At 68.2% G+C, this 19,499-nt stretch carries 17 protein-coding genes; 9 read left to right on the forward strand and 8 right to left on the reverse strand.

Annotated features, from left to right (window positions below):
* Positions 1-17 precede the first annotated feature (17 nt).
* From gyrA to dnaA, 7 genes are all read right to left on the reverse strand, one after another.
* Positions 18-2,630, reverse strand: coding sequence for a DNA gyrase subunit A (gyrA, locus tag ACRAKF_RS20015; protein ID WP_447038543.1), 2,613 nt, complete (start codon positions 2,628-2,630; stop codon positions 18-20).
* Positions 2,631-2,673: 43 nt separating this feature from the next.
* The gene (gene gyrB, locus ACRAKF_RS20020) at positions 2,674-4,743 is read right to left on the reverse strand and encodes a DNA topoisomerase (ATP-hydrolyzing) subunit B (RefSeq protein ID WP_447038544.1); all 2,070 of its coding nucleotides are present in this window, start codon (positions 4,741-4,743) and stop codon (positions 2,674-2,676) included.
* A 265-nt stretch (positions 4,744-5,008) separates the two neighbouring features.
* Positions 5,009-5,566 (reverse strand): DUF721 domain-containing protein, encoded by a 558-nt coding sequence (locus ACRAKF_RS20025; RefSeq protein WP_447038545.1) that lies wholly within the window; start codon positions 5,564-5,566, stop codon positions 5,009-5,011.
* Positions 5,563-6,684 carry a DNA replication/repair protein RecF gene (gene recF / locus ACRAKF_RS20030; protein WP_447038546.1) on the reverse strand — a complete coding sequence of 374 codons (1,122 nt, stop codon included), beginning with the start codon at positions 6,682-6,684 and terminating at the stop codon, positions 5,563-5,565. The genes ACRAKF_RS20025 and recF overlap by 4 nt, the downstream gene beginning before the upstream one ends.
* Positions 6,685-6,765: 81 nt before the next feature.
* The gene (gnd, locus tag ACRAKF_RS20035; RefSeq protein WP_447038547.1) at positions 6,766-7,650 is read right to left on the reverse strand and encodes a phosphogluconate dehydrogenase (NAD(+)-dependent, decarboxylating); all 885 of its coding nucleotides are present in this window, start codon (positions 7,648-7,650) and stop codon (positions 6,766-6,768) included.
* Between the two features lie 90 nt (positions 7,651-7,740).
* A complete protein-coding gene (dnaN, locus tag ACRAKF_RS20040; protein ID WP_447038548.1) occupies positions 7,741-8,871 on the reverse strand; it encodes a DNA polymerase III subunit beta in 1,131 nt (376 codons plus the stop codon).
* Between the two features lie 901 nt (positions 8,872-9,772).
* Positions 9,773-11,668, reverse strand: coding sequence for a chromosomal replication initiator protein DnaA (gene dnaA / locus ACRAKF_RS20045; RefSeq protein ID WP_447038549.1), 1,896 nt, complete (start codon positions 11,666-11,668; stop codon positions 9,773-9,775).
* Positions 11,669-12,035: 367 nt separating this feature from the next.
* Between dnaA and rpmH the strand changes: the two genes are divergently transcribed.
* The 9 genes from rpmH to ACRAKF_RS20090 all read left to right on the forward strand — a co-directional run bounded on the left by rpmH (position 12,036) and on the right by ACRAKF_RS20090 (position 19,027).
* Positions 12,036-12,173: a 50S ribosomal protein L34 gene (rpmH, locus tag ACRAKF_RS20050; protein WP_006381191.1), complete on the forward strand. Its 138-nt coding sequence runs from the start codon at positions 12,036-12,038 to the stop codon at positions 12,171-12,173.
* Between the two features lie 21 nt (positions 12,174-12,194).
* Positions 12,195-12,566 (forward strand): ribonuclease P protein component, encoded by a 372-nt coding sequence (gene rnpA, locus ACRAKF_RS20055; protein WP_447038550.1) that lies wholly within the window; start codon positions 12,195-12,197, stop codon positions 12,564-12,566.
* Positions 12,563-12,919 carry a membrane protein insertion efficiency factor YidD gene (yidD, locus tag ACRAKF_RS20060; protein WP_447038551.1) on the forward strand — a complete coding sequence of 119 codons (357 nt, stop codon included), beginning with the start codon at positions 12,563-12,565 and terminating at the stop codon, positions 12,917-12,919. Before rnpA ends, yidD begins: the two co-directional genes overlap by 4 nt.
* Before the next feature lie 3 nt (positions 12,920-12,922).
* Complete coding sequence (gene yidC / locus ACRAKF_RS20065; RefSeq protein ID WP_447038552.1) at positions 12,923-14,227, forward strand: membrane protein insertase YidC; 1,305 nt, start codon at positions 12,923-12,925, stop codon at positions 14,225-14,227.
* 14 nt (positions 14,228-14,241) lie between these two features.
* Positions 14,242-14,781, forward strand: a complete 540-nt coding sequence (locus ACRAKF_RS20070; protein WP_447038553.1) for a Jag family protein — start codon at positions 14,242-14,244, stop codon at positions 14,779-14,781.
* Positions 14,782-14,883: 102 nt separating this feature from the next.
* Positions 14,884-15,600 carry a 16S rRNA (guanine(527)-N(7))-methyltransferase RsmG gene (gene rsmG, locus ACRAKF_RS20075; RefSeq protein WP_447038554.1) on the forward strand — a complete coding sequence of 239 codons (717 nt, stop codon included), beginning with the start codon at positions 14,884-14,886 and terminating at the stop codon, positions 15,598-15,600.
* Positions 15,601-15,883: 283 nt separating this feature from the next.
* The gene (locus ACRAKF_RS20080) at positions 15,884-16,963 is read left to right on the forward strand and encodes a ParA family protein (RefSeq protein ID WP_447038555.1); all 1,080 of its coding nucleotides are present in this window, start codon (positions 15,884-15,886) and stop codon (positions 16,961-16,963) included.
* On the forward strand, positions 16,960-18,102 hold the full coding sequence (locus tag ACRAKF_RS20085; RefSeq protein ID WP_447038556.1) for a ParB/RepB/Spo0J family partition protein: 1,143 nt from the start codon (positions 16,960-16,962) through the stop codon (positions 18,100-18,102). Before ACRAKF_RS20080 ends, ACRAKF_RS20085 begins: the two co-directional genes overlap by 4 nt.
* A 307-nt stretch (positions 18,103-18,409) precedes the next feature.
* Positions 18,410-19,027, forward strand: coding sequence for a GNAT family N-acetyltransferase (locus ACRAKF_RS20090; RefSeq protein ID WP_447038557.1), 618 nt, complete (start codon positions 18,410-18,412; stop codon positions 19,025-19,027).
* A gap of 103 nt (positions 19,028-19,130) precedes the next feature.
* Here the strand turns inward: ACRAKF_RS20090 and trxA are convergent, their stop codons facing one another.
* Complete coding sequence (gene trxA / locus ACRAKF_RS20095) at positions 19,131-19,463, reverse strand: thioredoxin (protein WP_447038558.1); 333 nt, start codon at positions 19,461-19,463, stop codon at positions 19,131-19,133.
* Between the last annotated feature and the right edge of the window lie 36 nt (positions 19,464-19,499).

Here is a 19,499-nt window from a genome sequence, read left to right on the forward strand (position 1 = left end):
ATGACTCACTCCTCGCGCTACTCGGCCGAGGAATCCATGCCCTCGTCCGTACCGGCGACCGGCTCGCCGCCGTCCGAGTCGTCGACGACGATGTCTCCGTCGACTTCCTCGGCCTCGCGCCCGGCCTCGGCGTTACGAGCGATACCGACCACGGCATCGCGCTTGCCCAGGTTGATCAGTTGGACGCCCATCGTGTCACGGCCCGTCTCCCTGACCTCGTTGACTCGCGTACGAATCACACCGCCGCCCAGCGTGATGGCGAGGATTTCGTCCGTTTCCTCGACCACCAGGGCGCCCACGAGCTCGCCGCGGTCCTCCACGATCTTGGCGGCCTTGATACCGAGGCCACCGCGACCCTGGACGCGGTACTCGTCGACGTTGGTGCGCTTCGCGTACCCACCGTCGGTGGCGGTGAAGACGAACGTACCTGGACGGACGACATTCATCGAGAGCAGTTCGTCGCCGTCGCGGAAACTCATGCCCTTGACCCCCGACGTGGCGCGGCCCATCGGACGGAGCGCGTCGTCCGTCGCGGTGAACCTGATCGACTGGGCCTTCTTGCTGATGAGCAGGATGTCGTCCTCGGCGGAGACCAGCTCGGCGCCGATCAGCTCGTCGTCCGAACCGTCCGCCGTCTCACGGAGGTTGATGGCGATGACACCGCCCGAGCGGGGCGAGTCGTAGTCCTTGAGCGAGGTCTTCTTCACCAGGCCGCCCTTGGTGGCGAGCACCAGGTAGGGCACCGCTTCGTAGTCACGGATCGCGAGGATCTCGGCGATCTGCTCGTCCGGCTGGAAGGCGAGGAGGTTGGCCACGTGCTGGCCGCGCGCGTCGCGGCCGGCGTCGGGCAGTTCGTACGCCTTGGCGCGGTAGACACGGCCCTTGTTGGTGAAGAACAGCAGCCAGTGGTGCGTCGTTGACACGAAGAAGTGGTCGACGATGTCGTCCTGCTTCAGCTTCGTGCCGCGCACGCCCTTGCCGCCGCGCTTCTGCGAGCGGTAGTCCTCGGTTTTGGTGCGCTTGATGTAGCCGCCGCGCGTGATGGTGACGACGATGTCCTCTTCGGCGATCAGGTCCTCCATGGACATGTCGCCGTCGAAGGGCACGAGCGCCGAGCGGCGGTCCTCGCCGAACTTGTCGACGATCGACGCGAGCTCGTCGCTGATGATCTGGCGCTGCCTCTCGGGCGACGCCAGGATCGCGTTGTACTCGTTGATCTTCGCCTGGAGCTCGTCGTGCTCGGCGACGATCTTCTGGCGCTCGAGGGCGGCGAGCCGGCGCAGCTGCATCTCGAGGATGGCGTTGGCCTGGATCTCGTCGATCGAGAGCAGGCCCATCAGGCCCTCGCGCGCGACGTCGACGGTCTGGCTGGCCCGGATGAGCGCGATGACCTCGTCGATGGAGTCCAGGGCCTTGAGGAGGCCGCGCAGGATGTGCGCCCGCTCCTCGGCCTTGCGCAGCCGGTACTTCGTGCGCCGGACGATGACCTCGACCTGGTGCGTGACCCAGTGCCGGATGAAGGCGTCCAGCGACAGGGTGCGCGGCACGCCGTCGACCAGGGCCAGCATGTTGGCGCTGAAGTTCGACTGGAGGTCGGTGTGCTTGTAGAGGTTGTTCAGCACGACCTTGGCGACCGCGTCACGCTTCAGGACGATGACGAGGCGCTGGCCGGTGCGCGAGGAGGACTCGTCGCGGACGTCGGCGATGCCGCCGACCTTGCCGTCCTTGACCAGGTCGGCGATCTTCTGCGCGAGGTTGTCCGGGTTGGTCTGGTACGGCAGCTCGGTGACGACCAGGCACTGGCGGTTCTGGATCTCCTCGACCGCGACGACGGCGCGCATCGTGATGGAGCCACGGCCCGTGCGGTAGGCCTCCTCGATGCCCTTGCGGCCCACTACCAGGGCGCCCGTCGGGAAGTCCGGGCCCTTGATGCGCTCGATGAGTGCGTCGAGCAGCTCCTCGTGGGAGGCCTCGGGGTGCTCCAGGGCCCACTGGGCGCCCGCCGCGACCTCGCGGAGGTTGTGCGGCGGGATGTTGGTGGCCATGCCCACCGCGATGCCCGCCGAGCCGTTGATCAGCAGGTTCGGGAAGCGGGCGGGCAGGACCGTCGGCTCCTGGTTGCGGCCGTCGTAGTTGTCCGTGAAGTCGACGGTCTCCTCGTCGATGTCACGGACCATCTCCATGGCCAGCGGCGCCATCTTGCACTCGGTGTACCGCATGGCGGCCGCCGGGTCGTTGCCCGGGGAGCCGAAGTTGCCGTTGGAGTCCACCAGCGGCATCCGCATCGACCACGGCTGGGCGAGGCGCACCAAGGCGTCGTAGATGGAGGAGTCGCCGTGCGGGTGGTAGGTGCCCATGACGTCGCCGACGACGCGGGCGCACTTGTAGAAGCCCTTCTCGGGGCGGTAGCCGCCGTCGTACATCGCGTACAGGACGCGGCGGTGCACGGGCTTCAGGCCGTCCCGTACGTCGGGCAGCGCACGCGACACGATGACGGACATCGCGTAGTCGAGGTAGGAGCGCTGCATCTCCGTTTCGAGCCCGACGGGCTCGACGCGCATGCCCACGCCAGGAACGGCGGGTTCCTCTTCGGGCGTCACGGGCGTCACAGGGGTGTTCTCGTCGGCCATTGCTGGTCAAAGTCCTTTCGAGGTGCGGCTTGTCCGGGCCGACTCAGATGTCGAGGAAGCGGACGTCCTTGGCATTGCGCTGGATGAACGAGCGCCGTGCCTCGACGTCCTCTCCCATCAGCACCGAGAAGAGGTCGTCGGCCTGTGCCGCGTCGTCCAGGGTGACCTGGCCGAGCACGCGGTGTTCCTGGTCCATCGTCGTGATGCGCAGTTCCTCGGCGTTCATCTCGCCGAGGCCCTTGAACCGCTGGACCGAGTCGTCCCTGATGCGCTTTCCGGCCTGGCGGCCGATCTCCACCAGGGCGTCGCGCTCACGGTCGGAGTACGCGTACTGGAAGTCGTCCCGGCTCCACTTGATCTTGTAGAGCGGCGGACGCGACAGGTAGACGTGCCCGTGCTCGACGAGCGGCCGCATGAAGCGGAACAGGAACGTCAGGAGCAGCGTGTTGATGTGCTGGCCGTCGACGTCGGCGTCCGCCATCAGGATGATCTTGTGATAGCGGAGTCGCTCGATGTCGAAGTCCTCGTGCACACCGGTGCCGAAGGCCGAGATCAGCGCCTGCACTTCCTGGTTCTGAAGGATCTTGTCGACGCGCGCCTTCTCGACGTTCAAGATCTTGCCTCGGATGGGCAGAATCGCCTGGTACTGCGGGTCACGGCCGGACTTCGCGGAGCCACCGGCCGAGTCGCCCTCGACGATGAAGATCTCGCACTTGGTCGGGTCGTTCGACTGGCAGTCGCTCAGCTTGCCCGGCAGGGACGCCGTCTCCAGGAGGCCCTTGCGGCGGGTCAGGTCGCGGGCCTTGCGGGCGGCGACACGGGCCGTGGCGGCCTGGATGCCCTTGCGGATGATGTCCGCGGCCTCGTTGGGGTTGCGGTCGAACCAGTCCGTGAGGTGCTCGTGGACGACCTTCTGGACGAAGGTCTTGGCCTCCGTGTTGCCCAGCTTGGTCTTCGTCTGGCCCTCGAACTGGGGTTCGCCCAGCTTGACCGAGATGATCGCCGTCAGACCCTCGCGGACGTCCTCGCCCGTGAGGTTGTCGTCCTTCTCGCGCAGCAGCTTCTTCTCGCGCGCGTAGCGGTTGACCAGGCCCGTCAGCGCGGCCCTGAAGCCCTCCTCGTGCGTACCGCCCTCGTGCGTGTGGATGGTGTTCGCGAAGGAGTACACGCCCTCGGTGTACTGCGAGTTCCACTGCATGGCGATCTCGGCCGAGAGCATGCGCTCCTTGTCCTCGGCCTCGACGTCGATGACGGTGGGGTGGATGACCTCGCCCTTGCGGGAGTTGAGGTACTTCACGAAGTCGACGATGCCGCCTTCGTAGTGGTACGTCACCGTGCGGGCCTCGGCGGCCTCGTCGTCGCTCGCCTCGGCCGAGTCGGCGCCCACCGTGGCCTTGGCCGACTCACGCTCGTCGGTGAGCTTGATCGTCAGGCCCTTGTTGAGGAAGGCCATCTCCTGGAAGCGCCGCGCGAGCGTCTCGAAGGAGTACTCGGTGGTCTCGAAGATGTCGCCGTCGGCCCAGAACGTGACCGAGGTACCGGTCTGGTCGGTGGCCTCGTGCCGCTCCAGGGGGGCGGTCGGGGCACCCGTCTTGTAGTCCTGCGTCCAGCGGTAGCCCTCGGTCCAGATCTCGACGGAGAGCTTGGTGGACAGGGCGTTCACGACGGAGACACCGACGCCGTGCAGACCACCGGAGACGGCGTAACCGCCGCCGCCGAACTTGCCGCCCGCGTGCAGCACGGTGAGCACGACCTCGACGGCCGGCTTCTTCTCGACGGGGTGGATGCCCACCGGGATGCCACGGCCGTTGTCGATCACGCGGACGGCGCCGTCGGCGAGAATCGTGACGTCGATCGAGTCCGCGTGACCGGCCAGCGCCTCGTCCACGGAGTTGTCGACGACTTCCTGCACGAGGTGGTGCAGACCGCGCTCACCGGTGGAGCCGATGTACATGCCGGGTCGCTTGCGGACCGCGTCCAGACCCTCGAGGACGGTGATCGCGCTGGCGTCGTACGAGGGCGGAGCCTCGCTGGTGACGCCGGCGGCGGTGGACGGGATGTTCTCGTTGGGGTTGCCGGAATCGGCCACGAAGCGCCCTTTCTGGCACAGCACAAGCCAAGCTCCCGGCCGTGGCCGGAGCGGCTGCGTCGTTCAGCGATAGTCAGCGTTGCTCGGTGCGACCCACAAGTGGGGCGGGATTAGCTCCCAGTCTACCGGTAGCGCTGACAGTGATGGGGGTTTGCCGGTACCTGAGTCCGCATGTGCCGTCCTGAACGGGACTCGGCCGACTCCCCATATACGGAACGGGGCTCCAAAGGGCTCACAGCGGCACTCAGCGCTTCGGTCCTTCAACCCCCAGCTACCGCCCCCGGCGGCCTCAGCCGTAGGTGTCCCCGGGGCCCGTGCTTCCCGGGGCGCGCAAGGGTCCGAAGCGGTGCGAGGGGCCCTGGGGACCGAGCACCTTGATGAGGCGGACGGTGCCGTGGCCCAGGTCCTCGTTGAGGCGCGCGACGATCTGCGGGGCCATGAGGCGAAGCTGCGTCGCCCAGGCCGTCGAGTCGCACTGCACGGTCAGGACGCGCTCGTCCTCGTCGTACTTCTGCGGCTCACAGTGCTTGGCCAGGTCGTCGCCGACGATCTGCGGCCAGCGGCCCATGACGCCGCCGACCGCCGCCGGGGTCTCCCAGCCGCGCTCGGTGATCAGACGGTTGATGGCGGAGCCGAGCGGCAGCGGGTCACGTCCGTCGGACCGGGCCCCGGAGCGCAGACCGCCGCGGCGCGCCTGCTTCTTCTGCTGGGCGGCGTCCCCACGCGCGCGTGCCTGTTCCTTCGCCGCCCGCAGGGCGACCCTGGCGAGGTCGACGCCGGAGGGCTCGGGCGGCTTGGGCGCCCCCGGGTCCGCGGCGTCGCCCTTGGCGGGCTCCTCGGTGCTCATGCGCGGTCCACCGCGCCGTCCGACACCACGTACCGCGTGCCGGCGAGGACGCCGGGGACGTCGTCGTCGACCGCGGCGGTGACCAGGACCTGCTCGCCCGGGGCCACCAGCTCCGCGAGCCGCTCCCTGCGGCGGGTGTCCAGCTCCGCGAAGACGTCGTCCAGGATGAGCACCGGTTCGTTGCCCTCGGCCCTGAGCAGGTCGTACGAGGCCAGGCGCAGCGCCAGGGCGTACGACCAGGATTCGCCGTGGCTCGCGTAACCCTTGGCGGGGAGCTGGCCCAGTTTGAGCAGCAGGTCGTCGCGGTGCGGGCCGACCAGGGTCACGCCGCGCTCGATCTCCTGCTTGCGGACCTCTTCGAGGGCGGCGATGAGCTGCTCGTACAGCGTCTCGCGCGTGTGGCCCTCGCCGGGCGCGGACGGCTTGTACTCCAGGGATACGGGGCCGCCGCCGGGCGCGAGCTGCTCGTACGCCTTGTCGGCGAGCGGCTGCAACGTCGAGATGAGGTCGAGCCGCTGGGCGAGCAGCTCGGCGCCCACGCGCGCGAGGTGCTGGTCCCAGACGTCGAGCGTGGACAGGTCCATGGACCGCCCGCCGTGGCGCCGGGCGAGGGCCGCCGATTTCAGCAGGGTGTTGCGCTGCTTGAGCACCCGGTCGTAGTCGGAGCGGACGCCGGCCATGCGCGGGGAGCGCGCGGTGACCAGCTCGTCCAGGAATCGCCGCCGCTCACCGGGGTCGCCCTTGATCAGCGCGAGATCCTCGGGGGCGAACAGGACCGTACGCACGATGCCCAGTACGTCACGCGGTCTGACCTGCGAGGATCTATTGATACGGGCGCGGTTGGCCTTGCCGGGGTTGAGTTCGAGCTCGATGAGCTGCTGGCGCTCGCCCTGCCGGACCGCGGCCCGCACGACGGCGCGCTCGGCGCCCATGCGGACGAGCGGCGCGTCCGAGGAGACGCGGTGGCTGCCGAGCGTGGCGAGGTAGCCGACGGCCTCGACGAGGTTGGTCTTGCCCTGGCCGTTGGGCCCCACGAACGCGGTGACGCCCGGATCGAGAGGGACCTCGACCCGGGCGTACGAGCGGAAGTCGGCCAGCGAGAGATGCGTGACGTGCATGGTGTTCGCCGACCTCCCCCGGCCTACTTCACTTGCTTCGTGGCCTGTGGGAAACCGCTGGAGTTCCCCACAGGCTGTGGATCAGTGCTCGCTCTTGGACTCCACCGCGTGGCCGCCGAACTGGTTGCGCAGCGCGGCGATCATCTTCATCTGCGGGGAGTCGTCCTGGCGCGAGGCGAATCGGGCGAAGAGCGAGGCCGTGATCGCTGGCAGCGGCACGGCGTTGTCGATGGCGGCCTCCACCGTCCACCGGCCCTCCCCGGAGTCCTGCGCGAAGCCGCGCAGCCTGTCCAGGTGCTCGTCGTCGTCCAGGGCGTTGACCGCGAGGTCGAGCAGCCAGGAACGGATGACCGTGCCCTCCTGCCAGGAGCGGAAGACCTCGCGCACGTCCGTGACGGAGTCGACCTTCTCCAGGAGCTCCCAGCCCTCGGCGTAGGCCTGCATCATGGCGTACTCGATGCCGTTGTGGACCATCTTCGAGAAGTGGCCCGCGCCGACCTTGCCGGCGTGCACGGAGCCGAAGTCACCCTCGGGCTTGAGGGCGTCGAAGACCGGCTGGACCTTCGCGATGTCGTCGGCTTCGCCGCCGTACATCAGCGCGTAGCCGTTCTCCAGGCCCCAGACGCCGCCGGAGACGCCGCAGTCGACGAAGCCGATGCCCTTGGCCTTCAGCTCCTCGGCGTGCTTCTCGTCGTCCGTCCAGCGGCTGTTGCCGCCGTCCACGACGACGTCCCCGGGCTGGAGGAGCTCGGCGAGCTCGTCGATGGTGGCCTGGGTCGCGGCCCCGGCCGGGACCATCACCCAGACGACCCGGGGGCCCTTGAGTTCGCCCACAAGCTCTTCCAGGCTGTGGACATCCGCGAGATCCGGATTGCGGTCGTATCCGATGACGGTGTGACCTGCGCGGCGGATGCGCTCGCGCATGTTGCCGCCCATCTTGCCAAGGCCGACGAGACCGAGCTCCATCAGAGGTTCCTTCACTAGCGACGTGGCGTTACGGGCACTTTCGTACCCGCGTCCGAGCCTACGCCCGGACGCACGCTCACACCTGTGGGCTCAGCCGCTCAGACGTACGGGCATGATCAGGTACTTGTAGGCGTCGTCCGCCTCGGCGTCCGCGGCCGGCCTGCCGCTCAGCAGCGCGGGCTTCGTGGAGGTCGTGAAGGACAGCTGGGCGACCGGGGAGTCGATCGCGCTCAGGCCGTCGAGCAGGAACGTCGGGTTGAACGCGATGGAGATGTCGTCGCCGTCGAGCTGCGCGTCGACCCTTTCCACAGCCTGTGCGTCGTCGCTGGAGCCGGCCTCCAGGATCAGCACGCCCTGCTCGAAGCTGAGCCGCACCGGGGTGTTCCGCTCGGCCACCAGGGCCACACGCTTGACGGCCTCCACGAAGGGGGCGGTGTCGATCACGGCCACCGAGTTGAACTCCGTGGGGAACAGCGTGCGGTACTTCGGCAGGTCGCCCTCGAGCAGACGCGTCGTCGTGCGCCGTCCCGCGCCCTCGAAACCGATCAGGCCCTCGCCCGCACCGGACCCGGAGAGCGCCAGGGTGACCGTGTCGCCGCTCGTGAGGGCCTTGGCGGTGTCCAGGAGCGTCTTGGCGGGCACGAGCGCCACAGCGGACGCGTCGGGGTTCTCCGGCTTCCACAGGAACTCGCGGACCGCGAAGCGGTAGCGGTCGGTGGAGGCCAGGGTGACCGTGTCGCCCTCGATCTCGATGCGTACGCCGGTCAGCACGGGCAGCGTGTCGTCGCGGCCCGCGGCGATGGCCACCTGCGCGGCGGCGGAGGCGAAGACCTCACCGGGGACGGTGCCCGTCGCGGTCGGCATCTGCGGCAGCGCGGGGTACTCCTCCACGGGAAGCGTGTGGAGTGTGAATCGCGAGGAGCCGCAGACCACCGTCGCCCGCACGCCGTCCGTGGAGATCTCCACCGGGCGGTTGGGGAGCGCGCGGCAGATGTCCGCGAGCAGTCGGCCGGACACGAGGACCGTGCCCTCTTCGTCGATCTCCGCGTCCACCGAGACGCGGGCCGAGACCTCGTAGTCGAAGCTCGACAGGCTCAGTGCGCCTTCCTCGGCCTTCAGCAGCAGGCCCGCGAGGACAGGCGCTGGCGGCCGGGCCGGGAGGCTGCGTGCCGCCCAGGCCACCGCCTCCGCGAGTACGTCGCGTTCAACCCGGATCTTCACCGTTAGCCGCCCTCCTGCTGTTGCTGGCTGCTCTCGCCCGCTGGACCTGTGGCCCTCGTCGTCTGACTCGGTGTCTCTCAGCCATGCCGTGGGAAGGACACCGGGGAACAGTCTGACGCACCGCACTGACAGTCGGTGCCTGTCGGGGTCAAGTCGTGCCGAGCGGTCTTGGAGCCTCGGAGCGCGAGTTGTGCACAGGCCCCACTTCGAAACGGTTTCCCAGGTCTCTCTAGTTGTCAGTAGTAGTAGGGGCTGTGGAAACCGTGGATAACCGCGAAAGCGCTGGTCAGGCCCGGTTTTTTATCCACCGCGCCTGTGGGCGGCACCCGTGGATAACCAGGGGTTTCTGTGGACGGGCGAAAGTTCTGCACAACCGGTGCACAGGCAAGGGCCACTTCTCCCCAGCGTCATCCCCAGTTTTACCCGGCTTCCCCACAGGGCAACCGACCACCTCGGTGTGACGCCTTTCACTCGACCCGGTGAGAAGGCGCGTCGCGTTGCCGAACAGTGGACAGCCGTGTGGAGAAGCTGGGGAAAGCTGGGGACAACCGGCCCGCGCCTGTGGGCCGACGGTGGACAACGTCGTGCACACCCTGTGGACGAAAAAACTGTCCACAGGGTGTGGAGAACTTTTGTCCACGAATCCCCAACCACTTGACCTGGTCTGATGATCTCTCAGTCGCGCCGCCTGTGGACAGCGTCTGGACAACTTCCCGGTCCCCAGGCTGTGGAAGCGAGAAAGTTCGCACATCTGTGGAGAACCCGGCCCTGAGCTGGGGAAATCGAACAGCGAGGGCTCCTCGTACGAGGGCGGTGTGCGGTCGGACGGGGCTCGGCGCACGGAAAAGCGCCCCCAGGAGTCGTCCCGGGGGCGCTTCTCGACGGCGTGCCGCCGCGTACGTCAGCCGTTCTTGATGCGGTTGGTGAGCTCGGTGACCTGGTTGTAGATCGAGCGCCGCTCGGCCATCAGCGCGCGGATCTTGCGGTCCGCGTGCATGACCGTCGTGTGGTCGCGGCCGCCGAACTGTGCGCCGATCTTCGGCAAGGAGAGGTCGGTCAGCTCCCGGCACAGGTACATGGCGATCTGGCGTGCCGTCACCAGGACGCGGCTGCGGGAGGACCCGCACAGGTCTTCCACCGTCAGGCCGAAGTAGTCGGCGGTCGCCGCCATGATGGCCGTCGCCGTGATCTCCGGGGCCGCGTCCTCGCCGCCGGGGATCAGGTCCTTGAGCACGATCTCGGTGAGCCCGAGGTCCACCGGCTGACGGTTGAGCGAGGCGAACGCCGTGACGCGGATCAGCGCGCCCTCCAGCTCACGGATGTTCCGCGAGATCCGCGACGCGATGAACTCGAGCACCTCCGGGGGCGCGTTGAGCTGCTCCTGCACCGCCTTCTTGCGGAGGATCGCGATACGCGTCTCCAGCTCGGGCGGTTGGACGTCGGTGATCAGACCCCACTCGAAGCGGTTGCGCAGCCGGTCCTCCAGGGTGACGAGCTGCTTGGGCGGCCGGTCACTGGAGAGCACGATCTGCTTGTTCGCGTTGTGGAGCGTGTTGAACGTGTGGAAGAACTCCTCCTGCGTCGACTCCTTGTCCGCGAGGAACTGGATGTCGTCGACGAGCAGGATGTCCATCTCGCGGTAGCGCTTGCGGAAGCTGTCGCCCTTGCCGTCGCGGATGGAGTTGATGAACTCGTTGGTGAACTCCTCCGAGCTCACGTAGCGCACGCGCGTGCCGGGATAGAGGCTGCGGGCGTAGTGCCCGATGGCGTGCAGCAGGTGCGTCTTGCCGAGCCCGGACTCCCCGTAGATGAAGAGGGGGTTGTACGCCTTGGCCGGCGCCTCGGCGACGGCCACCGCCGCCGCGTGCGCGAAGCGGTTCGACGCCCCGATGACGAAGGTGTCGAAGAGGTACTTGGGGTTCAGTCGCGCGGTGGGCTCGCCCGGCCCGGTCGCGGGCGCCGGCTGCGCGGCCAGTGGGCCGGGGGCGCCGCTCGACGAGGTGGGCCCGACGGGGCCGCCCCGGTGCACGCCGTGGCCGCCGTGCCCACCGCCGTGCCCGCCGCCGCGGTGGTCGCCGGGCGGTTCGGACATGTCGTGGCGCTCACGCCGGTCCTGCTGCTCGCGCTGCTGCTCATAGGGGGAGCGCTCGTGCGACGGCTGGCCGCGGTAGTCGCGCTGCGGCTGCTGCACCGGGTTCGCGTACGGATCACGGTCGGGGAAGCCGAGGCGGGGCTGCTGCCAGCCGTAGTCGCTCTGCTGCTGGTGCTGCTGGTGCTGCGGCCATGCTCCGGGGCCCGGACGCTGGTAGTCCGGGTAGGCCGGGCGTGCGGTCGGCAGCTGCTGGTCGGAGCGGGGGCCGTTCTGGTGTTCGTCCGAGGGGCGGCGCCCGTAGCTGTCGTACGCGTCGCGTCCCTGGCCGGAGGCCGGCAGCTCGTGCTCGTCGTAGTGCTGCTGCTGCTGCTGCTGGTGGTGCTGCTGCTGGTGCTGGCCGGGCTGCTGCATCGGGCCCGCCGGTTCGCCGACCGAGTCGTCGACGGTGATCGCGATGCGGATCGGACGGCCGCACTCGCGGCTGAGTGTCTCGCTGACCACGGGCGCGAGCCGGCCTTCGAGTACGCCCTTGGCGAATTCGTTCGGGACGGCCAGGAGAGCGGTGTCGGCGACCAGGGCCAGTGGCTGGCAGCTGCGCAGCCACCTCTCGTCCTTCGCCTCGACGCCCTGCCCGCGCCCTTCCCCCAGCAGATGATCCAGAACTCGTGGCCACACTGCGGCAAGATCGGCAGGTACATCAGCCACAGGGCACGCTCTCTCACGGGGTCCCACGAAGGTGTGGTTCCGGGGATGGAAATCGGGATGGGGAGGTGGAAGGGAACGAATCGGAGTTGAGCCACGGTAGTCAGGGCGACGGCTGCGGTTCAAGTTGTTGTCCACAGGCTGTGCACAGTGTCTCCCCCCAAAGGCCGGTTTGACCGCATGGCGCAGCCCCGCGTACCGTGACCAGGTCGAGTTGTCGATGGCTGCTGCCGCCTGCCTCCGATGGGCAAAGATCACGATCTGTGATTGTGAAGCGGTGCACTCGGTGCGTATACGCGAGCTTCTCGTGGGCGCACGGTGACAGCCAGGCGATGTCCCGCCACCAAACGATCATTTCTGGAGCCCCCGAGTGAGCAAGCGCACCTTCCAGCCGAACAACCGTCGTCGTGCCAAGACCCACGGCTTCCGCCTGCGGATGCGCACCCGTGCCGGTCGCGCGATTCTCGCGAACCGTCGTGGCAAGGGTCGCGCCAGCCTTTCCGCCTGATAACAGTCAGGTCATGACGTCGTGCTGCCTACCGAGCATCGGCTGAGGCGGCGCGAAGACTTCGCGACCGCGGTACGCCGAGGACGCCGGGCCGGACGCCCGCTTCTCGTCGTCCATCTACGCAGCGGCGCAACGGACCCGCACGTGCCTGGGGAGACCCTTCCCCCGACACGTGCGGGTTTCGTCGTCAGCAAGGCCGTGGGCAACGCGGTCGTACGGAACACGGTGAAGCGAAGGCTTCGCCATCTCATGCGCGACCGGCTGGCCTCCGTGCCCCCCGGTAGCCTGGTAGTCGTACGAGCGCTGCCCGGAGCGGGCGACGCCGACCATGCACAGCTGGCCCGAGACCTGGACACCGCCTTGCAGCGGCTGCTGGGAGGGGGCGCGCGATGAAGTACCCGCTGCTGGCCCTGATCAAGCTGTATCAGTGGACGATCAGTCCGCTGCTGGGCCCGGTGTGCAAGTACTACCCGTCGTGTTCCCGCTACGGCTACCTGGCCATCGACCGGCACGGTGCGCTCAAGGGAACGGCGCTGACGGCATGGCGCATCCTGCGGTGCAACCCGTGGTCGCTCGGTGGTGTCGACCATGTGCCGCCGCGCAAGCGTCCGCGGTGGCACGAGATGCTGCGCGCCTCATGGCGCGGGCGCAAGGGCGGGACCTCCGCCGCAGGCGCGCCGACCGGGGTTCTCCCTCCGGACACGGCCGCCGAGACCGAGACCCCGTCCCATGCTCAAGGAGCCTGATTAGTGGACACGATTGCCAGTCTCTTCAGCTTTATCACGACACCAGTTTCGTGGGTCATCGTTCAGTTCCACTCGGTGTACGGGAAGATCTTCGGTCCCGACACGGGCTGGGCCTGGGGCCTTTCCATCGTGTCCCTGGTGATCCTGATCCGCATCTGTCTGATCCCGCTCTTCGTGAAGCAGATCAAGGCCACTCGGGCGATGCAGACGCTCCAGCCCGAGATGAAGAAGATCCAGGAGCGCTACAAGAGCGACAAGCAGCGCCAGTCCGAAGAGATGATGAAGCTGTACAAGGAGTCGGGTACCAACCCGCTCTCCTCGTGCCTTCCCATCCTGGCGCAGTCTCCGTTCTTCTTCGCCCTGTACCACGTGCTGAACGGCATCGCGACGGGCAAGACGATCGGCGTCATCGACGATCAGCTGCTCGAGAGCGCGCGTAAGGCGCACATCATCGGCGCACCGCTCGCCGCGAAGTTCACCGACAGCGCCGACAAGGTCGCCTCCCTCAGCGCCACGCTGACGGACGTCCGCGTGGTCACCGCGATCATGATCATCCTGATGTCGGCCTCGCAGTTCTTCACTCAGCGCCAGCTGATGACGAAGAACGTGGACACCACGGTCAAGACGCCGTTCATGCAGCAGCAGAAGATGCTGATGTACGTCTTCCCGATCATGTTCGCCGTCTTCGGCATCAACTTCCCCGTCGGTGTCCTCGTCTACTGGCTGACCACCAACGTGTGGACCATGGGCCAGCAGATGTTCGTCATCCGCAGGAACCCGACGCCGGGCTCCAAGGCTCAGGCCTCGTTCCTGGAGCGCCTTCAGAAGCAGATCACGCACAACAAGAAGGTGCGGGGGCGCGGCAACACGAACGTCATCAAGGCGATCGTCGCCAAGGGCCGGGACCGCAACGAGTTCGAGCGCAAATTCATCAACGGTCTGACCAAGGCGGGCCTCGTGGCCCAGGCCGACGGCACCGTGGTGGAGAGCGACACCACGGTCGTCGCCGACAGCGAAGAGGGCGGCACCCCCGCGGGCGGCCCCAAGCGCCAGCAGCCCAAGCGGCAGAGCAAGGCCAAGCGCCAGTCCGCCACATCGCAGGGCGCCACCAAGGGGGACGACGAGGCGGAGCCCAAGATGTCGCTGGAGAAGGCCCAGGACGAGCCCGAGGACGCTGCCCCGAAGACCACGCCGGCGGGCAGCAGCACGACGGGCAACAAGCCCGGCTCCGGTACCCGCAGCAAAGCCAAGTCGGGACAGCAGCGCAAGGGCCAGCAGCGGCCCAAGCACCCGTCCTCCAAGAAGTAGAAGGAGCCCCTCCCGTGACGGAAGGCACCACCACCTCCGCCGAGGCTGAGATCGAGGCCGAGATCGAGGCCGAGGCCGGCGACACTCTCACCCGCCTCGAGCAGGAGGGGGAGATCGCGGCGGACTACCTCGAGGGTCTGCTCGACATCGCCGACCTTGACGGCGACATCGACATGGACGTCGAGGCCGACCGGGCCGCTGTCTCGATCATCAGTGACACCGCGACCCGCGACCTGCAGAAGCTGGTCGGCCGGGACGGGGAGGTCCTGGAGGCGCTCCAGGAGCTCACGCGTCTCGCCGTGCACCGCGAGACCGGTGACCGCAGCCGCCTCATGCTGGACATCGCGGGCTACCGTGCCAAGAAGCGCGAGGAGCTCACTGAGCTCGGCGCCGAGGCCGCGGCCGAGGTGAAGAGCTCCGGTGAGTCGCTCAAGCTCAAGGCCATGACGCCGTTCGAGCGCAAGGTCGTGCACGACGCGGTCAAGGCCGCCGGTCTGCGCAGCGAGTCCGAGGGCGAGGAGCCGCAGCGCTTCGTCGTCGTACTCCCCGCCTGAGCGGCACCGCCATACCCTCCGGCCCCGTCTGTTCGCAGGCGGGGCCGATCTTTGTCAGCCCGATAGTCAGCCACCCCAGTGCGGTACGGAAGGACGGTCCCCGTGACGGAGGCAGCGGAACTCCCCCCGGCGCCTGAAGAGGCCCGGACTGTATTCGGCGATCGCTTTCCGGACGCCGTCCGGTATGCGGAGCTGCTCGCCGAGGCGGGAGTGCGGCGTGGCCTGATCGGCCCTCGCGAGGTGCCCCGACTCTGGGAGCGGCACCTGCTCAACTGCGCGGTGCTGTCCGAGGTCGTGCCCGAGAACGTGACCGTGTGCGATGTCGGCTCCGGCGCCGGGCTCCCCGGTATCCCGCTCGCTCTCGTCCGCCCGGACCTGAAGATCACGCTCCTTGAGCCCCTGCTGCGGCGCACGAACTTCCTCACCGAGGTCGTCGAGCTGCTCGGCCTCGACCACGTGACGGTCGTGCGGGGCCGCGCGGAGGAAGTCCTCGGCAAGCTGCCGCCGGTCCATGTCGTCACGGCCCGGGCCGTCGCTCCCCTGGACCGCCTCGCGGCCTGGGGCGTGCCCCTGCTGCGGCCGTACGGCGAGATGCTGCTCCTCAAGGGCGACACCGCCGAGGAAGAGGTCAAGGCGGCAGGGTCCGCCCTGAGCAAGCTCGGGGCGGTGGACACCTCGGTCCTCCACGTCGGCGAGGGCGTGGTGGACCCGCGGGCCACCGTCGTGCGCGTCGAGGTCGGGGAGAGCCCCGGCGGTGTGCGCTTCGCCGCGAAGCGCGCCAAGGCGGCCAGGACCGGTCGCGTGCGGCGACGCCGCTGACGGGACCGCCGGGACCGCCGGGACGGTCGGGAGCGGTCGGCGCTGTCGGCGACGCCGCCATACGTACGCACACCGGGGTGTCGCACCAGCGGCACCCCGGCTGCCGTGCATCGTGTTTCACGTGAAACGTCGCTCACTGCTGCATGGCATCATCAATCGCGGCCGCGCTGCGGAACCTCGCGACCGCCGACCACTCGGCTCCCTCGATAGGGGAACGGAGTTGTCCACAGAGGTGGATTCGTCCACAGAAGACCGGGCCTCGCTGGTTCATGACCCTGAAAGCATGGGAGGCTCTGTTCATTGCGAGCCTGATGTCGAGGAGAGTGAATCCTTGCGGTCCGACGCCAACATCGCGGGACCGATGACCGATCCGGTCCCCGGCCCCCGTACCGAATCGGCGGGGGAGGATGTTTCACGTGAAACACCGCCCCCGATGGACGACACACCCATCGGTCGTGCTGCCCAACTGGCGGTAGAAGCCCTGGGTCGCGCGGGCGAAGGCCTGCCGCGTCCTGAGCAGACCCGCGTCATGGTGGTCGCCAACCAGAAGGGCGGGGTGGGCAAGACAACGACGACCGTCAATCTCGCCGCCTCGCTCGCTCTGCACGGCGCACGCGTTCTGGTGGTGGACCTCGACCCTCAGGGCAACGCCTCCACAGCCCTCGGCATCGATCACCACGCCGAGGTGCCCTCCATCTACGACGTGCTGGTCGAGAGCAAGCCGCTCTCCGATGTCGTCCAGCCGGTGGTGGACGTCGAGGGGCTCTTCTGTGCCCCGGCCACCATCGATCTCGCCGGTGCGGAGATCGAGCTGGTGTCGCTGGTGGCACGGGAGAGCCGGCTCCAGCGGGCGATCCAGGCGTACGAGCAGCCGCTGGACTACATCCTCATCGACTGCCCGCCGTCCCTGGGTCTGCTGACGGTCAACGCTCTGGTGGCGGGCGCGGAAGTCCTCATCCCCATTCAGTGCGAGTACTACGCGCTGGAAGGACTCGGACAGCTTCTGCGCAACGTCGACCTGGTCCGGGGACACCTCAATCCGAACCTGCATGTGTCGACGATCCTGCTGACCATGTACGACGGCAGAACCCGCCTCGCCTCGCAGGTGGCCGAGGAGGTCCGCAGCCACTTCGGCGAGGAGGTCCTGCGGACGAGCATTCCGCGGTCGGTCCGTATCTCCGAGGCGCCGAGCTACGGCCAGACGGTGCTCACCTACGACCCGGGATCCAGTGGCGCCCTCTCCTACTTCGAAGCGGCACGCGAGATCGCGCTGCGCGGAGTCGGGGTTCGCTACGAGGTCCAGCACGCCCCACAGATGGGCACCCGGAACGACCAGCACAGCATGACGGAGGGGATGCAGTGAGCGAGCGACGGAGAGGACTGGGTCGGGGTCTTGGCGCCCTGATCCCCGCAGCCCCTACGGAGAAGCAGGTTCCACAGAGCACGACGGGAGCCACGGTCTCGCCGTCGGCCGTGCCCGTGCTCACCGCCGAGCGCGGCGTGGCGGCCGCGAAGGTGACCGCGCTTTCGCGGAACTCCGTTTCACGTGAAACGGAGCAGAACCCTGTTTCACGTGAAACAGAGGAGCAGCATCAGCAAGCCGCGGAGCCGACGCCGGAGACCGCGCCCGTCGCGGGCGCGTACTTCGCCGAGCTGCCGATCGACTTCATCTCCCCCAACCCTCGGCAGCCGCGCGAGGTGTTCGACGAGGACGCGCTGTCCGAGCTCGTCACCTCCATCAAGGAGGTCGGGCTTCTCCAGCCGGTCGTCGTACGCCAGATGGGCCCCACGCGCTACGAGCTCATCATGGGCGAGCGGCGCTGGCGGGCCTGTCGTGAGGCGGGCCTGGAGCGCATCCCGGCGATCGTGCGTGCCACGGACGACGAGAAGCTCCTCCTGGACGCCCTCCTGGAGAACCTTCACCGAGCACAGCTGAATCCTCTGGAAGAGGCTGCCGCCTACGACCAGCTACTCAAGGACTTCAACTGCACGCATGATCAGTTGGCGGACCGTATCGGCCGTTCCCGCCCGCAGGTCTCCAACACGCTGCGGCTGCTGAAGCTCTCACCGGCGGTGCAGCGCAGGGTGGCCGCGGGGGTTCTCTCCGCGGGTCACGCCCGGGCCCTGCTCTCGGTGGACGACTCGGAGGAGCAGGACCGCCTCGCTCACCGCATCGTGGCCGAGGGGCTGTCGGTCCGTGCCGTGGAGGAGATCGTGACCCTCATGGGCTCACGGCCGCAGAGCGCTCCGAAGGCCAAGGGGCCGCGGGCCGGTGCCCGGGTCTCGCCGGCCCTCACCGAGCTGGCCACGCGGCTCTCCGACCGTTTCGAGACGCGGGTGCGCGTCGACCTGGGTCAGAAGAAGGGCAAGATCGTCGTCGACTTCGCCTCTCTCGAGGACCTGGAGCGCATCCTGAGCACCCTGGCGCCGGGCGAGGGCCCCGTCCTCCAGAATGGGTCGGCCGAGGACTCGGAGGAGCCTTCGGGGGACGACGAGGACTGAGTCAGCAGGGTAGCCACCGCGAGAGCGGGCGGTGTCCGGTCTGTGCCGGAACGCCGCCCGCTCTTTGCTTTCTTACGGTTTAGATGCAATCTCATCGCGGATACGATGCGTACAGGTATGGCACATTCACCTGACGGCACCTCTTAGGAGAGGCGGGGGCCATGCGATCGGTGAGCCGCACCGGACTGATGACCGCGGGCCTGGGGCTGGGAGCGGTCGGCGGCTTCGTCGGCAGCCTGCTCAGGGAACGCGGAGCTCTGACAGCCGCCCGCGGCGCAGCGGGCGTGGAAAGTGAGGATTCGCCTTCATGGGGCGTCGGCTCGTACCGCTCACGCTGGACAACCTCCCGGACCTTCCCACGCGCTGCCGCACCTGTGTCTTCTGGGAGCTCGACCCGGTCAGCGGCCAAGCCGCGGTAAAGGCCGGGACCGCGGAGCTGGAGAAGGAGTCGTGGATCTCCGCCGTCCTGCTGGAGTGGGGGTCCTGCGGCCGAGTCGTCTATGTCGACGATCTGCCGGTGGGATTCGTGCTCTACGCCCCTCCCGCGTATGTCCCGCGCTCGACCGCGTTCCCCACGAGCCCGGTCTCCTCGGATGCCGTGCAGTTGATGACGGCCTGGATCATGCCCGGGTATCAGGGGCAGGGGCTCGGACGCGTGATCGTCCAGACGGTGGCGAAGGACTTGCTGCGCAGGGGCTTCAAAGCCATCGAAGCCTTCGGGGACGCACGGTGGGAGAAGCCGGCGTGTGTGCTGCCCGCGGATCACCTGCTGGCGGTGGGCTTCAAGACGGTCCGCCCGCACCCCAGCCATCCGCGGCTGCGGCTGGAGCTGCGGACGACACTGTCGTGGAAAGAGGACGTGGAGATGGCGCTGGACCGGCTGTTGGGCGCGGTGCAGAAGGAACCCGTGCTTCGACCGCTCTGACCCGTCGCATCACATCGCACGACCCGACGCATCACAACGCACGAATGGACCAGCCCCCGGAGGGACTGGTCCATTCGTGTTTCACGTGAAACATCGCCACTGACTACTCGGCGATGAAGTCCTCGAGGTCACGCACGATCGCGGCCTTCGGCTTGGCGCCGACGATGGTCTTGGCGACCTCGCCACCCTGGTACACGTTCAGGGTCGGGATGGACATGACGCCGTACTTGGCGGCCGTCCCGGGGTTCTCGTCGATGTTGAGCTTCACGATCTCGATCTTGTCGCCGTGCTCCGCCGCGATCGCCTCGAGGGACGGGGCGATCTGACGGCACGGGCCGCACCAGGCGGCCCAGAAGTCCACCAGTACGGGCTTGTCGCTCTTGAGGACGTCCTCCTCGAAAGAGGCGTCGGTCACGTTCTTGAGGGTGCCGGCCACGGCAGTCTCCTTAACTTGATGCGGTGGGAAGAGAGG

The sequence above is a fragment of the Streptomyces sp. DSM 118878 genome (assembly GCF_052936595.1).